General features: G+C 47.2%; 12 protein-coding genes. 4 read left to right on the top strand and 8 right to left on the bottom strand.

Features of this window, described 5'->3' with window-relative positions:
• Positions 1-37: 37 nt before the first annotated feature.
• From dapB to AACQ17_RS17245, 4 genes are all read left to right on the top strand, one after another.
• Positions 38-847 (top strand): 4-hydroxy-tetrahydrodipicolinate reductase, encoded by an 810-nt coding sequence (gene dapB, locus AACQ17_RS17260; protein ID WP_026027267.1) that lies wholly within the window; start codon positions 38-40, stop codon positions 845-847.
• A 482-nt stretch (positions 848-1329) separates the two neighbouring features.
• Positions 1330-2469 (top strand): glutamine-hydrolyzing carbamoyl-phosphate synthase small subunit, encoded by a 1140-nt coding sequence (carA, locus tag AACQ17_RS17255; RefSeq protein ID WP_017047461.1) that lies wholly within the window; start codon positions 1330-1332, stop codon positions 2467-2469.
• A 16-nt stretch (positions 2470-2485) separates the two neighbouring features.
• Entirely contained in the window at positions 2486-5716 is a 3231-nt protein-coding gene (gene carB / locus AACQ17_RS17250; RefSeq protein ID WP_017046523.1) for a carbamoyl-phosphate synthase large subunit, read from the top strand.
• 241 nt (positions 5717-5957) lie between these two features.
• Positions 5958-6737, top strand: coding sequence for a TSUP family transporter (locus AACQ17_RS17245; protein ID WP_017047462.1), 780 nt, complete (start codon positions 5958-5960; stop codon positions 6735-6737).
• Here the strand turns inward: AACQ17_RS17245 and AACQ17_RS17240 are convergent.
• From AACQ17_RS17240 to gltB, 8 genes are all read right to left on the bottom strand, one after another.
• Complete coding sequence (locus tag AACQ17_RS17240) at positions 6661-7533, bottom strand: LysR family transcriptional regulator (protein ID WP_094125844.1); 873 nt, start codon at positions 7531-7533, stop codon at positions 6661-6663. The two genes, AACQ17_RS17245 and AACQ17_RS17240, sit on opposite strands and share 77 nt — an antisense overlap.
• A gap of 102 nt (positions 7534-7635) precedes the next feature.
• Positions 7636-8256: a TRIC cation channel family protein gene (locus tag AACQ17_RS17235; RefSeq protein ID WP_013856095.1), complete on the bottom strand. Its 621-nt coding sequence runs from the start codon at positions 8254-8256 to the stop codon at positions 7636-7638.
• A 74-nt stretch (positions 8257-8330) separates the two neighbouring features.
• Positions 8331-9155, bottom strand: coding sequence for a vitamin B12 ABC transporter substrate-binding protein BtuF (gene btuF / locus AACQ17_RS17230; protein ID WP_017047464.1), 825 nt, complete (start codon positions 9153-9155; stop codon positions 8331-8333).
• A complete protein-coding gene (locus AACQ17_RS17225) occupies positions 9156-10109 on the bottom strand; it encodes a cobalamin biosynthesis family protein (protein ID WP_094146984.1) in 954 nt (317 codons plus the stop codon).
• Between the two features lie 17 nt (positions 10110-10126).
• The gene (gene mtnN / locus AACQ17_RS17220) at positions 10127-10822 is read right to left on the bottom strand and encodes a 5'-methylthioadenosine/S-adenosylhomocysteine nucleosidase (RefSeq protein ID WP_013856098.1); all 696 of its coding nucleotides are present in this window, start codon (positions 10820-10822) and stop codon (positions 10127-10129) included.
• A gap of 240 nt (positions 10823-11062) precedes the next feature.
• Entirely contained in the window at positions 11063-11488 is a 426-nt protein-coding gene (locus tag AACQ17_RS17215; protein WP_170935200.1) for a DUF1499 domain-containing protein, read from the bottom strand.
• Between the two features lie 140 nt (positions 11489-11628).
• Positions 11629-13041 (bottom strand): FAD-dependent oxidoreductase, encoded by a 1413-nt coding sequence (locus AACQ17_RS17210; RefSeq protein WP_026029144.1) that lies wholly within the window; start codon positions 13039-13041, stop codon positions 11629-11631.
• A gap of 18 nt (positions 13042-13059) precedes the next feature.
• Positions 13060-17523: a glutamate synthase large subunit gene (gene gltB, locus AACQ17_RS17205; RefSeq protein ID WP_094148031.1), complete on the bottom strand. Its 4464-nt coding sequence runs from the start codon at positions 17521-17523 to the stop codon at positions 13060-13062.
• Between the last annotated feature and the right edge of the window lie 238 nt (positions 17524-17761).

The following is a 17761-nucleotide window of genomic DNA, read 5'->3' as shown; positions in this document are numbered from 1 at the left end:
AGCTTAAGCTGATGTCGTCACAATGGAGAATAACGCAATGGTGAGAATTGCGATTGCAGGAGCGGCGGGTCGAATGGGCCGCAATTTGGTGAAAGCCACTTATCAAAATAACCATGCTCGAGTGGGTGCGGGCTCAGAGCGTCCTGAGTCCTCGTTGGTTGGTGTTGATATCGGTGAGTTATGCGGTGAAGGGCGATTTGATATCGCGTTGGTGGATAACCTAGAGAATGCCGTAGATAACTTCGATGTCATCATTGATTTTACAGCTCCTGTGAGCACCTTAGCCAATATTGAGTTATGTAAAAAACACGGTAAGAAGCTAGTGATTGGCACAACGGGCTTTTCTGAAGCAGAAAGAGCACAAATCAATGCTGCCGCACAACAGATTGCGATTGTCATGGCTCCTAACTACAGCGTTGGGGTTAACCTTGTTTTCAAATTGCTTGAAAAAGCGGCTAAAGTGATGGGTGATTACTGTGATATTGAGATCATTGAAGCCCACCATCGTCATAAAGTGGATGCTCCGTCAGGAACCGCAATTGGCATGGGAGAGGCGATTGCTAATGCTATGGGTAACCAACTGAGTGACGTTGCCGTCTATGCGCGAGAAGGTATTACCGGTGAACGTACTAAAAATGAGATTGGTTTTGCTACGATTCGTGCTGGCGATATCGTGGGTGAGCATACCGCGATGTTCGCTGATATTGGTGAACGTGTAGAAATCACCCATAAAGCGACGGATCGTATGACTTTTGCCAATGGTGCAGTGAGAGCGGCGGTTTGGCTTGCTGATAAACCTGCGGGTTTTTATAGCATGACTGACGTGTTAGGTTTGAACGATCTTTGATTACATAATTATGCGTCAGTGTTTGCTGGCGCATCTTTGTTACACCTCTTTTTACCGATTTAATTATCTCTCTTTATTTTCACTTTACTGACTTACTTTTGTTGTATTTTTAGTTGGTATTGCTTTCTTTTTGTTTTAGATCTCTGAAATTGCACTCATTCTCTGCTTGATTAACGTTTGCGTGATTTTGTTTATCGTTGATTGTTTGAAATGCATCAAAGAGTTCCAGTTTGCTGATTCTAATTCCTCCATTCTCATTTTTTTACTCATCAAACCTATTTTTTTACTGTCTTAGGTTCGCTTTTTATCTCTAACGCTTTAAATGTTGCCTTAATTTATTATGAAATGTTGACAGTAATCATGGTGGTCATTAGAATACCGCCAATTTGTCTAAATCACCCTATGGCGCGACTCTATGGCCTTAAGGAAGACAAATTTGCAGTTTAATTTATATTTTTTGCATTTTTATTCTGGAGGTTGTCTTGAGTAAGTCAGCACTGTTAGTCCTAGAAGATGGGACGGTGTTCCACGGTGTATCCATTGGCGCTGATGGAATATCCGTTGGTGAAGTCGTCTTTAATACCTCGATGACGGGGTACCAAGAAATCCTCACTGATCCTTCCTATTCTCAACAAATCGTTACTCTTACTTACCCCCACATAGGCAATACCGGAACCAATTCCGAAGACGAAGAATCCTCTTCTATCCATGCACAAGGCCTTGTGATTCGCGATCTCCCTCTTATCGCTTCTAACTTCCGTAATGAACTTTCCCTTTCTGACTACCTTAAATCACAAAATATTGTGGGCATTGCCGATATCGACACGCGCAAGCTAACGCGCATTTTGCGTGAAAAAGGAGCTCAGAATGGCTGCATTATGGCAGGTGACCATTTAGATGAAGCATTGGCGCTGGTAAAAGCCAAAGAGTTCCCCGGTTTAAAAGGAATGGATCTTGCGAAAGAAGTTACAACAAAAGAAGCGTACCAATGGAAACAAGGTTCGTGGACGCTCGAAGGTGGACTTCCTGAAGCGAAAGATGACAGCGAGTTGCCCTATCACGTTGTTGCCTACGATTTCGGTGCAAAGCGCAATATCCTCCGTATGTTGGTTGACCGAGGATGCCGCCTAACTGTGGTACCAGCACAAACCTCGGCTGAAGAAGTTCTAGCGCTGAAACCTGATGGTGTCTTTTTATCAAATGGTCCTGGCGACCCAGAACCATGTACTTATGCGATTGAAGCAACCAAAGTGTTCTTAGAGAAAGGACTGCCTATTTTTGGTATCTGTTTAGGGCATCAAATTTTGGCATTGGCGTCTGGTGCAAAAACAGTAAAAATGAAATTTGGCCACCATGGCGCGAACCATCCAGTGAAAGATTTGGATCGTAATGTGGTGATGATTACGGCACAAAACCACGGTTTTGCTGCTGATGAAGCAACGCTGCCTATCACGCTTCGTGCAACGCACAAATCGCTATTTGATGGTTCACTACAAGGAATTCACCGCACCGATAAGCCAGCCTTTAGCTTTCAGGGACACCCTGAAGCGAGTCCTGGCCCGCACGATGCCGCCCCTTTGTTTGACCATTTTATTGAACTAATTAAAAAGCACACAGCGTAATTCGGAGTAGTAGACAATGCCAAAACGTACTGACATTAAAAGTATTCTAATTCTAGGTGCTGGCCCGATTGTAATCGGTCAGGCTTGTGAGTTTGACTACTCTGGCGCTCAAGCATGTAAAGCTCTGCGTGAAGAGGGTTACCGAGTGATTTTGGTCAACTCGAACCCAGCCACTATCATGACTGACCCAGAGATGGCCGATGCGACTTATATTGAGCCTATCCATTGGGAAGTCGTGCGTAAAATCATCGAAAAAGAGCGCCCAGACGCGGTATTACCGACCATGGGTGGCCAAACTGCATTGAACTGTGCACTTGAACTGGAAAAGCATGGTGTTCTGGCTGAGTTTGGCGTTGAGATGATTGGCGCAACGGCTGATGCGATTGATAAAGCGGAAGATCGTTCTCGCTTTGATAAAGCGATGAAGTCAATCGGCTTAGCTTGTCCTCGCGCTGATACGGCAAAAACTATGGAAGAAGCTTACCGCGTTCAAGAGATGGTGGGTTTCCCTTGCATTATTCGCCCTTCATTTACTATGGGTGGAACCGGCGGCGGTATCGCTTACAACAAAGAAGAGTTTGAAGAGATTTGCCGCCGTGGCCTTGATCTTTCGCCAACCAACGAGTTGTTGATTGATGAATCACTCATCGGTTGGAAAGAGTACGAAATGGAAGTGGTTCGCGATAAAGCGGACAACTGCATCATAGTCTGTGCGATTGAAAACTTTGACCCAATGGGTATTCACACGGGGGACTCGATCACGGTAGCTCCTGCGCAAACGCTAACTGACAAAGAATATCAGATCATGCGTAACGCATCGCTAGCCGTACTGCGTGAAATCGGTGTGGAAACGGGGGGTTCGAACGTACAGTTTGGTATCAACCCGAAAGATGGCCGCATGGTGATCATCGAGATGAACCCACGTGTTTCTCGCTCTTCGGCTCTTGCATCGAAAGCGACGGGCTTCCCTATTGCCAAAGTTGCAGCCAAATTGGCGGTAGGTTTCACACTTGATGAGTTAATGAACGACATTACTGGTGGTGCAACCCCAGCGTCGTTTGAGCCAACTATTGATTATGTTGTGACGAAAATCCCTCGCTTTAACTTCGAAAAATTTGCCGGTGCTAACGATCGCTTAACCACGCAAATGAAGTCGGTGGGCGAAGTGATGGCGATTGGTCGTAACCAACAAGAATCGCTGCAAAAAGCACTGCGTGGGCTGGAAATTGGCGTAAACGGCCTAGACGAAATGGTTGATTTAGACGCACCAGATGCACTGACTAAAATTCGCCATGAGCTGAAAGAAGCGGGTGCTGAGCGTATTTGGTATATCGCAGATGCTTTCCGCGCTGGTTTGTCTGTGGATGGGGTCTTCAACCTGACTAACGTTGATCGCTGGTTCTTGGTACAAATCGAAGAACTGGTCAAAATGGAACAAGAAGTCAAAGCGGGCGGTTTTGCTGGCTTAAATGCGGATGTTCTACGCAAGATGAAGCGCAAAGGTTTTGCGGATGCGCGTCTCTCTTCACTGCTTGGCGTGGCTGAAAGTGAAATTCGTCGTATGCGTGACCAATATAATATTCATCCGGTTTACAAGCGTGTCGATACTTGTGCGGCGGAGTTTTCGTCTGATACGGCTTACATGTACTCCTCTTATGATGACGAATGTGAAGCACAACCGACCGATAGAGACAAAATCATGGTGCTCGGCGGTGGTCCAAACCGTATTGGTCAAGGTATCGAGTTTGATTACTGTTGTGTTCATGCCTCACTCGCGCTACGCGAAGATGGTTATGAAACCATCATGGTTAACTGTAACCCTGAAACGGTTTCAACAGACTATGACACTTCCGATCGCCTCTATTTTGAACCAGTGACACTCGAAGATGTATTGGCGATTGTTCGTGTTGAAAAACCTAAAGGCGTCATCGTGCAATACGGTGGTCAAACACCACTGAAATTGGCTCGTGCACTTGAAGCTGCTGGAGTGCCTATCATTGGTACTAGCCCAGATGCGATTGACCGCGCCGAAGATCGTGAGCGTTTCCAACAAGCGGTTGATCGTTTAGGTCTGCTGCAGCCAGAAAACGCAACAGTGACCACAATGGAACAGGCGATTGAAAAATCGAAAGACATCGGCTTCCCGCTGGTGGTACGCCCGTCTTACGTTCTTGGTGGCCGCGCGATGGAAATCGTCTATGACGAACAAGATCTGCGTCGTTATTTTAACGAAGCGGTCAGTGTGTCTAACGAATCCCCAGTACTGCTTGATCGCTTCCTTGATGATGCAATTGAAGTCGATATCGATGCGATTTGTGATGGTGAGCGTGTCGTTATTGGCGGCATCATGGAGCACATTGAACAAGCGGGTGTTCACTCTGGTGACTCAGCTTGCTCTCTACCGGCTTACACGTTAAGCCAAGAAATCCAAGATGTGATGCGTGAACAAGTTGAGAAGCTGGCGTTTGAATTAGGCGTTCGCGGTTTGATGAACACGCAGTTTGCGGTTAAAGATAATCAAGTGTACCTGATTGAAGTTAACCCTCGTGCCGCTCGTACTGTACCGTTTGTGTCAAAAGCAACGGGCGCACCGCTTGCCAAAATTGCCGCGCGCGTGATGGCAGGGCAGTCTCTAGAGTCACAAGGCTTTACTAAAGAGATCATTCCTCCTTACTACTCAGTGAAAGAAGTGGTTCTGCCATTTAATAAATTCCCTGGTGTTGACCCACTGCTTGGCCCTGAAATGCGTTCAACGGGTGAAGTGATGGGCGTGGGTGCAACGTTTGCTGAAGCTTATGCAAAAGCGGAATTAGGTTGCGGTAATGTTTATCCTGAAGGCGGCCGAGCTCTACTCTCTGTACGTGAAGGTGATAAACAGCGTGTGGTTGATTTAGCGTCGAAACTGGTGAAATTAGGTTATCAGCTTGATGCTACCCACGGTACAGCTGTAATTTTAGGTGAAGCCGGTATTAACCCTCGTTTGGTGAATAAAGTGCATGAAGGTCGCCCTCATATTCTTGACCGTATTAAGAATAATGAATACACCTACATCATTAATACAGCCGAGGGGCGTCAAGCGATTGAAGATTCTAAAGTTCTTCGTCGTGGAGCATTAGCACAAAAAGTCAACTACACCACAACACTGAATGCTGCCTTTGCAACCTGTATGTCTCATACGGCCGATGCGAAGTCATCAGTTACGTCAGTGCAAGAGTTACACGCGCAAGTGAAAGCACACTTAGCATAAGCGTTAAAAAATAATAAATCAGTAGGTCTAAGACCTACATGACAACCTCATTGCCCGCTGAATTAAGCGGGCTTTTTTTTCGGCCGAATTGAATCGTTTTACCAATGAAGAAGAGATTTGGCTTAGAGGATAGCTTTTTAATTGATGAAAAATGGGAATGGGTTGTTGTCTTGGCTTTCGCTATTTTCACCTTTTAAGTGGTGTTATTGTTGGTTTTTATTGTTCAATGCGTTGATAAGAAATGGAACTTTCACTGGAAGTATTAGGCCTGTTGTTTTTGGTTGCAGGGATTGCAGGGTTCATTGATGCGATGGCTGGCGGTGGCGGTTTGCTTACTTTGCCGGCTTTGCTGGCAGTAGGCGTGCCACCGACTCAAGCGCTGGCTACCAATAAGCTGCAAAGCTCATTTGGCAGTTTCTCCGCCACTTGGTATTTTGTACGCAATGGCATTGTGAACCTAAAAGAGATGAAGTTGGCGATAGCTTGTACTTTTATCGGCGCTGCGTGTGGGGCTGAACTTGTGCAGCATATGGATGCCAGTTTGTTGACCAGCTTAATCCCGCTGTTGCTGATCGGTATTTCACTCTATTTTCTACTTGCACCCGCGACGAAAACCCACAATGGGCCTGCTCCATTGTCTGAAACGGCTTTTGCTTTTACGGTCGGTTTTGGTATCGGTTTTTATGATGGTTTTTTCGGTCCGGGCACCGGGTCTATTTTTACGGTCTGTTTTGTCGTGTTAGGTCATTTTTCGTTGATTGAAGCGACTGCAAGAACCAAGGTTCTCAACTTCACTTCAAACATTGCTGCGCTGCTTTTTTTTGTTATTGCTGGCTTGCCGATTTGGAAGATAGGGCTAGTGATGGCCGTTGGTGGTTTTTTAGGGGCGAGAATGGGCGCAAAGATAGTGGTGACTAAAGGGCAGAAATGGATCCGCCCATTAGTTATTGTGATGTCGATGTTGATGGCAATAAAACTTCTTTGGCAACAGCATCAGCAATGGTTGTTATCAATCTTTTGACCCTTGGCGAGCGATAACTATTGCTGCGCAGACATAGATGAACAGGCCGAACCAAAGGTTGCAGTTCATCAAAATCAAAGTAATAGCGAGGTTCAATGTTCAGCGCTTTAATCACTGAAAGTGGTACTAAAGCAGGCGTCATGCCTCCTAATGCCAATTGTGCTGCGGCCGTATACGAATCCATTTCCATCTGCGGCGTGATGGCGAGTTTCGCCAATATATCGACTTGATAGGCGTTCGCTGGGTTGGATAAATCATTGGTAACGAGCTGTTTAGGTAACGAAGATAAGGGTGTTTGGCTGACAATGTAAAAGGGTTCATCTACCAGATGAAACGTCATTAGCCCATGATTAACGGGTAAGTAGCCTGCGCAAAACCCTAATGTCGCTTTGCCTGATTGAACGTGCTGAACAATCCTCGGCGTATGGTTCGTGGTTATGGTGATGAACTTATCGTGCTTGAGGTACTGCCCCATGGTGGTATTAATATAGCCAGCGACTAACGTTTCTGAGCAGTCTATCCTGATCAGTGTGGCATCCGTAAAAGATTGCTGATCGAAAATTAAACCGCATAACTCACTAAAGCTTGGGCCAATAGTTTCAACCAAGGCCTGTGCATCTGTGGTTAATTTAATCTGTCGGCCATCAGGCTCAATCAGCTTTTTACCGACCCTTTTTTCTAAATTAGCAATCCGCTTACTAACGGCGGACTGGCTAATGTAGAGTAGGCTGCCCGTACGCCCCATGGTTTTTTCTTTGCTCAGCACCAGCAAAGTTTCGATACCTTCTAGCAACATAATTAATGACGATGAGGAATAGATTAGCTCATCTTATCGCAAAGCGACCATAACCCATAGCGTCTGTACATGTTACTGTTTGTGGTTTTGATGAAATCGGCTTTATTTATTCAGTGCAAAAGTGGGCAGTGATAAGTGCCAGCGGATCGCTCCAAGTCGAATGATTAAGGTTGAGGCGACTCCGGCCAGAAAGGCGCTTGAGCTATCGTAGCCCATCGCTAGTGCTGTGGTATGAAACAGACCGCCGATGATACAAGCTGTAGCATAGACTTCGCTGCGTAGCACCATTGGAATTTCACGGGCCAGTACATCACGAATAATACCGCCGCCACAGCCCGTGATAACGCCCATGATTACCGCAACCATGGCCGAGTCTTGATAGTTCATCGCCTTTTCAACACCAATGCCAACAAACACCGCTAAACCGATTGCATCACAAACGGGTAATATCCACCAAGCAACGCGTTTAGGCCTGCGAACCAGCAGCATGGTGAGTAAACAAGTGATGAAAATGACCCAAAGATAAGTGGTGTCTTTTATCCAGAAAACTGGCGTCGCACCCAATGCCATATCACGAATTGTTCCACCGCCAATTGCAGTAACGCTCGCAAGCACGACCACGCCAAACGGGTCCATTTTTAATCGACCAGCTAATAATACGCCAGAAATGGCAAAGATAGCCGTACCAAATAAGTCAATAAGATAGAGCAGCATGGAGTCCATGTTACTGGGTTCTCTTTAGTCGTTAATGGAACAAAATTCGGGCAGGAATTGTACGAGATTTTATTACGCAAGCGTTAGCGTTTTTGGCGAACGACGGAAAAGTACTCACACACTTCTTCTATCGCTTGCAGTGTTCTGGGCGTTGGTCGATTTAACCAATCTGAGGTCAGTGCCCACACAAACCCGTTTTGTACAGCGGGTAGTTGCTGTTGCCACTTTTGCCACATCGTGCCATTTTTTATCGCATGTTCAGAGGTGAAAATTACATCAGGTTTAGCCAGCAGCACTTGCTCAATCCCAACTTGAGGGTAGGGGGATGCGCTGTTGGCAAAAATATTTTCGCCGCCACAAAATTCAAAGACCTCACTGGGCCAACTGCTTTTGGCCAGTGTGATGATCGGTTTTTCACTGAGTTGATAGAAATAACGAACTTTACTTTGGCTGCCATAACTCTGTTTCAGAGTGATGAGTGATTGACGAAAATCACGCGCCGCTTGCTGGCCGATACTCGGATCATCGGCAAATTGGCTAAGTGCTTCAATATTATTGGCAATGTCATCGAGTTTTTGAGTTTTTGTCGTATAAATTGTCAGCCCTAACTGTTCTAATTTATCGAGCTCCTTCGCCGGATTGCCCGCAGGCCAAGCAATCACTAAATCCGGTTTTAGGGTAAGAATGCGTTCTATATTCAACCCTTGGTAATTGGCCACTTTTTCGAGTTTGAGTGCTTGTGCTGGGTAGTCACTGTACTCGCTGACGGCCACCAATTTATCACCAAGGCCAGCCGCAAAGGCCAATTCCGTGGCATGAGGCGCTAAGCTAATGATGCGTTTAACTTGCGCTTGAACTGGAAAAGCCACGCACAGCGTGACGACAATATTGAGAAACAGTAAACGCATCTAAAATCCTTGATGGACGAGCAGCAGTATCGCGCTCTCTAAAGCTATCCACGCGAAAATACGCCAAGCTAACAGTTTTTGGATTTGCGCAAGGTGGAAGGCTGATGGGGCGATACGTCCGCCTATTTTTACGCGCAGGGCTTTTTTATCACCGTAGATAGCTGGGCCACCTAAGGCCAGTGATAGTTTATTGCCGACGGCGGTTAACAGCCATGCAGGCCCCGGGAGTGGCCATAAGCGGCTTTGTTGTAACATGGCTGAGAAGATGTTTGATGCGTTGCGACCAATGATAATCAATAGGCTAAATAGGCGCAGTGGCACAAAGTCAAGCACAGCCAGCAAGCGTACCGATGGAATACCAAAAGGATGAAACGCCGCTCGCGAAGGCGCCCAAGCTCTGGCGAGTTCAGCGATGAGACGGTACATCAACGCGCCAATACCGCCAAGACAGGCGTACCAAAACAGCACTGCAATCACGTTGCGCCCATAGCCAACAATGACGGTTTCAGCCCCCGCCTTACCTAACCCCAGCGCTGACAAGCTATCGGTTTCACGATTCACAAAAGGGGCAAGCACGCTGCGAGCGTATTTTTTGTCTTCTTTGCTGAGTGCATCGATAAGCTGATTGGCTAATAATTCTTGGCTACGCCAATCAAATGCGAGTAATAGTAGCGCTAAATCAAATAGTTGAGGTTGCCATACCAAAGGTTTTAACGCGACTAAGGTGACCCATGCGGGTAGGCACATCAATAGCCAAGCCAGTGAGCCGGAAAGTAGGCTTTGTGAATAACTGTTACTGGTATTGACTTTATCCGCTAATATTTCCGCAAATTTTCGCCACAAAGTGACGGGATGAGCGTTACGCGGGATGGGTAAAATAAGATGAAAGGCAACTGCTCCCCACATAACGAGGAGCGTACCGTTGGCGTACAAGTAGGTGATTAACTCGTCCATGTTGAGTCTGTCACTGCTTACTTAAGGAGTTCGACCATCTTAATCACCATTTCTGATGAGCTTTGTGCGGCAAGCGGTAAAAATTCATCAAAGGACATCGGAGACGCTTTATCGGCTACATCTGAAATGGCACGAACGACCACAAAAGGCACTTTGAATTGGTGGCAAGTTTGTGCAATTGCTGAAGCTTCCATCTCAACCGCAATCACGGTTGGGAAGTGTTGGCGAATAAAGCTTTGACGCTCAGCGGTACAAACGAAAGCATCCCCGGTACAAATCAGGCCGCGTACCGCGTGCTTATCTTTGATGTGTGTGAGTGCTTGTTCTGCAACGCGGATCAATGCATCATCCGCTTTGAAAGCAGCTGGTTGACCTGCCATTTGCCCCATTTCATAGCCAAATGCTGTTACATCGGCATCATGGTGACGAACTTCGCTTGAAATGACTACATCACCCATGGTTAAGCTTGAGTCAAAACCACCTGCAGAACCGGTGTTAATCACTACATCTGGTTGGTATTCATTAAGTAAAAGAGTGGTGCCAATGGCTGCGGCGACTTTACCAATGCCAGATTGTAGCAGCACCACATCCACCCCATGGATTTGACCTGAAAAATAGGTGCAGCCCGCTTTGCTGACTTCTTGAACATTGTCGATTGCGTCTTTTAATATCGCGACTTCTTGCTCCATCGCGCCAATAATGCCGATTTTCATGAGGTTTCTCTTATTCGGTTAGTAGTAAATATTCGGTTAATAGTAAATATCTGGTGAATATGCCCTTCCTACTTGAGGCCGCAGCGGTGTTGGCTACGTTCGCTCACCCCAATCACATAGTTTGCCTACGCTCATGGGGACTCACTCACTTGCCGCCTACCTGCAACTCCAAGTTGTTTGGGTATAGCAAAATTGGCCGAAGTTTAGCACGAAACTTTCCGCCAGTGCGATATTGAGCAACTATTCAATCAAGCCTGCTTTGGTGAGGTTTTCTCGCAGTGTTTCTGCTCGCTTACGATTGACGCCCATATCTGAATAACCAATGCGCGATTCAGATCGTACGATTAAACGGCCGTTCTCTATCTTAAGTTCAAGATCATCCACAAATCGCCAAATACGACTGGTGCATTCAATGCGGAGATAATTGTCCTCTTTCACCGCCGTTTTAGAGCGAGGAATAGAAAGCGCTACCGCTTCGATTTTATCTACAGAGACGCCTGTTTTGAGGATAAAGGGAGAGAGCGAGAACGCGTTACGCTCATCTTGAGTCGAAACGCAATTCGGTTTATTTCCGCAAGGGGTCGCAGTGCGATCGGTCATAGTTGTCACTCCTTGGCTGCAAGCGGTTAGTGTGGCAAACATCAGTAAACTTAGTACTACGCGCATGATAGTCCTTATCAAATGAATCCTCATTACCAATCGCCAAAATACAAGCAAGCTGCAGTGTCGATGGTTGAAGGAAAATGGCCTAAGAAAAAAGGATTCACGTTACCATGAATCCTTCAAGGATATTAAGCAGTTAAGGCTTAAAGGCCTAAGTAGTCAAGTATTCCTTCTGCGGCTTTGCGCCCTTCGTCAATGGCCGTGACGACCAGATCGGAGCCGCGCACGGCATCCCCACCAGCAAAAATTTTTTCATTACTGGTTTGGTACTGGAACGATTGCTGCGACGCGGCCTTAATGCGTCCCCATTGATCAAGTTCAACGCCGAATGGCTCAAGCCATGGCATGGCATGTGGCTGAAAACCAAACGCCATAATGACGGCGTCGGCTGCCAACACATGTTCGCTGCCCGCAACGGGCTCGGGCTTGCGACGCCCAGCAGTGTCAGGCTCCCCTAAAGCGGTTTGCACCACTTTAACGCCACTCACTTGGCCTTGTTCATTGACCTCAATGGCGAGCGGTTGCAGGTTGAACATAAATTCTACGCCTTCTTCTTTGGCATTTTTCACTTCTCGGCGTGAACCCGGCATGTTCTCTTCATCGCGTCGGTAGGCACAAATCACTTTGGCGGCATGTTGGCGAATGGAAGTACGCACGCAATCCATCGCAGTGTCTCCGCCTCCAAGTACCACGACTTTTTTGCCCGCCATATCAATAAATGGTTGGGGCGATTCCAAACCCATCACTTTATAAGTATTTGACACTAAGAAGGGTAGAGCATCGTAAACACCGTTTGCCTCTTCATTTTCTAGCCCTGCGCGCATGTTTTGGTAAGTCCCTACACCGAGAAAAACCGCATCATATTCATTAAGCAGCGTCTGCAGTGTGATGTCTTTACCTACTTCGATGTTGAGCTGAAATTCGACGCCCATCTCACTGAAAATGCGGCGGCGGTTTTCCATTACGCCTTTTTCAAGTTTGAAAGAGGGAATACCAAAGGTTAGCAAACCACCAATTTCAGGATAGCGATCAAACACCACAGGCTTCACCCCGTTGCGCACTAAAATATCGGCTGCGGCTAGGCCTGCTGGGCCTGCACCAATGATCGCCACTTTCTTATCCGTCCACTCCACGTGCGACATGTCTGGTTTCCAGCCCATCTCAAACGCTTTGTCGTTAATGTATTTTTCGATGTTACCTATGGTGACCGCACCAAAGTCATTGTTTAGGGTACAAGAGCCTTCACAGAGGCGATCTTGTGGGCAGACTCGCCCACAGACTTCGGGCAAGCTGTTGGTTTGGTGCGAGAGTTCAGCGGCTTCAATAATGCGCCCTTCGTTGGCCAGTTTTAGCCATTGCGGAATGTAGTTGTGTACTGGGCATTTCCATTCGCAGTAAGGGTTGCCGCAATCTAAGCAGCGATCCGCTTGAGCGGTCGCTTGCTGTTTGGTAAAGGGTTCGTAGATTTCGACGAACTCGATTTTGCGAATAGTGAGCGGCTTTTTTGCCGGATCAACTCGATTCACATCAATAAATTGGTATACGTTCTGGCTCATTAATCTGGCTCCTTCCAATTATTGCGCTTGAACGCGAAGTTCGGCGGCACTGCGGCTTTGATGGCCGAGTAGGGTTTGCAGATCCGCCGCTTGGGGTTTGATGAGATAGAACTTTGGAATCCATTCATCAAAGTTCGCTAAGATCTGTTCAGCATGCACCGACCCCGTCTCTTCCAAATGCTCGGCAATTAAACCACGTAAATGTTCTTGGTGAATGTAGAGATCTTGCAATGAAATAGCCTCTACTGATTCACTGTTGACTCGACCTTGGAAATCACCGTTTTCATCCATCACGTAAGCAAAGCCGCCCGTCATACCCGCGCCAAAGTTAACGCCTGTTGCACCCAAAATGGCGACGATTCCGCCTGTCATGTATTCGCAAGCGTTATCACCAGCGCCTTCGATAACCGTGATAGTGCCAGAGTTACGCACACCAAAACGCTCTCCCGCTTTGCCAGCCGCAAACAGCTTGCCGCCAGTTGCGCCATATAAACAGGTGTTGCCGATGATCGTAGCGTCGTTGCAGTTAAAAGCGGTACCAAGGTGGGGTTTGATGACCAGCTTTCCGCCTGCCATCCCTTTACCAACATAGTCATTGGCATCACCAGTAAGGTAAAGCTCAACACCACCCGCGTTCCATACACCAAATGACTGACCTGCTGTGCCATCGAGATAAATTTTAATCGGCGAGGCGGCCACACCTTGGTTACCATAACGTTTGGCGATTTCACCAGATAGGCGAGCACCGAGCGAGCGGTCAGTATTTTGTACGTTGTAATACAAGCTGATCGATTGTTGTGCTTCAACTGCCGCTAAAGCGTCATCGACAAATTGTTGGTTAAGTTGTCCTTTATCAAACGGTGTATTGGGTTGAGTCCAGTAAAGCGGATGACCCTGAGCGGATACTGGCGCTTCCAATAAACCGGATAAGTCCAATTTGCTTTGCTTGGCGGTCATCCCTTCAAGTACTTCTAGTAAATCGGTGCGGCCAATCAGATCGGTGAGCTTTTCAACGCCCAACTGTGCCAAGTAACCACGGACCTCGTCGGCAAGACCGATGAAATAGTTCATCACCATCTCAGGTAAGCCTTTGAAATACTCTTTACGCAGCGTTTCATCTTGCGTTGCTACGCCCGTCGCACAGTTATTAAGGTGGCAAATCCGTAAGAATTTACAGCCCATCGCGACCATAGGAGCTGTGCCAAAACCGAAGCTTTCGGCACCTAAAATCGCGCCTTTAATCACGTCCAGTCCTGTTTTTAGACCACCGTCAACTTGAAGTCGAATTTTGTGGCGCAGGCCGTTTGCGACTAACGCTTGTTGGGTTTCAGCAAGGCCGAGTTCCCAAGGGCTACCAGCGTATTTTACCGAGGTGAGCGGGCTAGCCGCTGTACCGCCGTCATAACCAGAAATAGTGATAAGATCGGCGTAGGCTTTGGCAACGCCAGTGGCAATGGTGCCAACGCCCGGCTCTGAAACCAATTTGACCGAAACCAAAGCTTTTGGGTTAACTTGTTTGAGATCGAAAATCAGCTGGGCTAAATCTTCAATCGAATAAATATCGTGGTGCGGCGGTGGCGAAATTAAGGTTACGCCTTGTACTGAATAGCGCAACTTGGCAATTTCTGCGGTCACTTTATGGCCGGGAAGTTGGCCACCTTCACCCGGCTTCGCTCCTTGCGCCACTTTAATTTGCAGCACGTCAGCATTGGTGAGGTAATGCGGAGTCACGCCAAAACGCCCTGATGCGACCTGCTTAATACGGGAGTTACGTTCAGTGCCAAAACGGCGTGGATCTTCCCCACCTTCACCAGAGTTGGAGTAGCCACCTAAGCGGTTCATTGCGGTCGCTAACGCTTCATGAGCTTCTGGGCTTAAGGCGCCAATCGACATCGCCGCAGAATCAAAACGTTTAAATAGCTCCGTACTGGGTTCGATTTTTTCCAGTGCTAGCGGTGTCGCTGATTTTTTTAAGCGCAGTAAATCGCGTAGCATCGCGACGGGGCGTGCGTTGACCTGCTGGGCAAAGCTTTGGTAATCGGCGCTTTCACCTGATTTAACTGCGGCTTGTAAGGTACCAACCACATCTGGGTTATAGGCATGGTATTCACCACCATGCACGTATTTTAATAAGCCACCTTGTTCGAGCGTTTTACGTTTGGTCCACGCTTTGCGCGCTAAATTAAATAGATCTTGTTGGAAGTCTTCGAAGTTAGCACCTTGAATACGCGTGGTGACGCCTTTAAAACACAACTGAACTACGTCGCTATGTAGGCCAACCGCTTCAAACAGCTGCGAGCAGCGATAAGAGGCAACGGTTGAAATGCCCATTTTCGACATGATTTTCAATAAACCTTTGTCGATACCGTACCGGTAGTTTTGCATCACCTCGCGATAGCTTTTTTCCAACGTGCCATCATCAATCATTTTGCCGAGCGTTTCGTAGGCCAAGTAAGGGTAGACGGCGGTTGCGCCAAAGCCGATTAAGACCGCAAATTGATGAGGGTCACGTGCGGTGGCGGTTTCGATAATGATGTTTGCATCGCAGCGTAAATTGGCTTCGACTAAGCGAGTGTGTACTGCGCCCACGGCCATTGCCGCTGGGATCGGCAGTTTATCCTTATGCAAAGCGCGGTCAGATAGTACGATCAATACCGAGCCTTGGCGTACGGCCTCCTCTGCTTGTTGGCAAAGTTCGAGCAAAGCTTGCTTGAGATCCTTATGCTGTGGATCGTAATTGATGTCTAAAATGGTATTGCGATAGTGTTTGTCGCTGAGCTCCAATAGCTGTTGCATGTCGGAATAGAGCAAGATAGGTGAATCAAAGGTAACACGATAAGCGTGACCATCGGTTTCACAGAACACGTTCATCTCTTGGCCGATGCTGGTGGCCAGTGACATCACGTGCTTTTCACGTAGTGGATCGATAGGCGGGTTCGTAACTTGGGCAAATTTTTGGCGGAAATAATCGGTAACCAAGCGCTCTTTCGAAGAGAGCACCGCCATCGGCGTATCATCACCCATTGATCCCACCGCTTCTTGGCCTACATCTCCCAGTACGCGCAGTACTTGATCAATCTCTTCGTTGCTCATTGCAAACTGTTTTTGATAGGTTTTCAGCTCGTCATTGTCAAAGCTGCGCTCGCCCACCAAGTCGTCACTGAGTTCAGAAAATGGCGTTAATCGGTGGACGTTATTTTTCATCCACTCGCCATAAGGGTGGCGGCTTTTGAGATCGTTATCAATTTCACTAGATTGCCACAATTTCCCATGGCGGGTGTCGATCACCAGCAGTTCACCGGGCCCAACGCGGCCTTTTTCAGCCACTTCATCGGGCGCGTAATCCCAAATTCCGACTTCAGAGGCGAGGGTGATGAGTTTATCTTTGGTGATCACATAACGCGCAGGGCGAAGGCCATTGCGATCAAGGTTACAGGCAGCATAACGGCCATCCGATAACACAATGCCAGCCGGGCCATCCCACGGCTCCATGTGTTTTGAGTTAAAGTCGTAAAAGGCACGAAGGTCTGGGTCCATATCAGGGTGATTTTGCCACGCCGGCGGCACTAACATACGCATGGCACGGAAAATATCCATTCCCCCCGCTAAAAACAGATCGAGCATGTTGTCTAAGCTTGATGAATCGGAACCTGTTTCATTGACAAATGGCGCGGCGGTTTGCAGATCCGGTAGTAGGGGAGATGCAAATTTGTAAGCCCGTGCTCGCGCCCATTGACGGTTCCCTTCGATAGTATTGATTTCACCATTGTGCGCTAAGTAGCGGAACGGCTGTGCCAGTGGCCAACGTGGCTGAGTATTGGTTGAAAAGCGCTGGTGGAACAAGCAAATGGCTGATTCCATCCGTAGATCAGCTAGGTCAAGATAAAAGCGCGGTAGGTCTGCAGGCATGCACAAGCCTTTGTAAACAATGACTTGAGTCGATAGTGAGCAAATATAGAAATCACGATCTTCGGTGATCTGTTTTTCAATGCGACGGCGAGCAATGTAAAGGCGTCGTTCAATGTCTCGTTCACGCCAACCCGCTGGAGCACTAATAAAGACTTGTTGAATATCAGGCACGGATTCGGCAGCAATAGGGCCAAGTACAGCTTGGTTCGTTGGTACGGTTCGCCAGCCTGTCACTGTGAGTGTTTCTTGCGCCAGTTCTTTGTTGATAATATCGCGCGCTGATTGCGCTTTAACCGGATCTTGGCTGAAGAAAATCATACCAATCGCATACTGTTTGGCGAGCTTCCAGCCTTTTTCTTCAGCGATGAGTCGTAGGTAACTATCTGGTTTTTGTAGTAATAGACCACAGCCATCACCGGTTTTACCATCGGCTGCGATGCCGCCACGGTGGGTCATGCGATCTAATGCTGAAATCGCGGTTCTGACTAATTTATGGCTGGTTTGGCCTTCCATGTGGGCGATCAAACCAAATCCACAGTTGTCTTTCTCTAAACTTGGATCATATAGAGCCATTGCAATTCTCCCTTTGCTTCTCTGTCATCCAGACAGTAAATGACTAACTATTCTATTTTTGTTGTTTTAAGTGGGTAATTATGCGTTCATTCTCAATTTAAATTTTAACAAAAATGATTATTTTAATTTTCACTGACTTCACAACCTATAGCTTATGGTGCAAAAGGTCAAGTTGTTGGTGAAAAATCATGTTGCAATGGGATTTACCACCTAATCATCTAGATTAATATAATATATT

This window comes from Vibrio sp. V10_P2A27P122, assembly GCF_963874335.1.
GTDB lineage: Bacteria > Pseudomonadota > Gammaproteobacteria > Enterobacterales > Vibrionaceae > Vibrio > Vibrio anguillarum.
The sequence above is the reverse complement of the archived record's forward strand: the minus strand, read 5'-3'. Positions and strand labels throughout refer to the sequence as shown.

Bases quoted from the DNA above. Each gene is read 5' to 3' on its own strand.
- dapB (WP_026027267.1), top strand. From the start codon at position 38: ATGGTGAGAATTGCGATTGCAGGAGCGGCGGGTCGAATGGGCCGCAAT.
- carB (WP_017046523.1), top strand. From the start codon at position 2,486: ATGCCAAAACGTACTGACATTAAAAGTATTCTAATTCTAGGTGCTGGC.
- AACQ17_RS17245 (WP_017047462.1), top strand. From the start codon at position 5,958: ATGGAACTTTCACTGGAAGTATTAGGCCTGTTGTTTTTGGTTGCAGGG.
- AACQ17_RS17240 (WP_094125844.1), bottom strand. From the start codon at position 7,533: ATGTTGCTAGAAGGTATCGAAACTTTGCTGGTGCTGAGCAAAGAAAAA.
- AACQ17_RS17235 (WP_013856095.1), bottom strand. From the start codon at position 8,256: ATGGACTCCATGCTGCTCTATCTTATTGACTTATTTGGTACGGCTATC.
- btuF (WP_017047464.1), bottom strand. From the start codon at position 9,155: ATGCGTTTACTGTTTCTCAATATTGTCGTCACGCTGTGCGTGGCTTTT.
- AACQ17_RS17225 (WP_094146984.1), bottom strand. From the start codon at position 10,109: ATGGACGAGTTAATCACCTACTTGTACGCCAACGGTACGCTCCTCGTT.
- mtnN (WP_013856098.1), bottom strand. From the start codon at position 10,822: ATGAAAATCGGCATTATTGGCGCGATGGAGCAAGAAGTCGCGATATTA.
- AACQ17_RS17215 (WP_170935200.1), bottom strand. From the start codon at position 11,488: ATGCGCGTAGTACTAAGTTTACTGATGTTTGCCACACTAACCGCTTGC.
- AACQ17_RS17210 (WP_026029144.1), bottom strand. From the start codon at position 13,041: ATGAGCCAGAACGTATACCAATTTATTGATGTGAATCGAGTTGATCCG.
- gltB (WP_094148031.1), bottom strand. From the start codon at position 17,523: ATGGCTCTATATGATCCAAGTTTAGAGAAAGACAACTGTGGATTTGGT.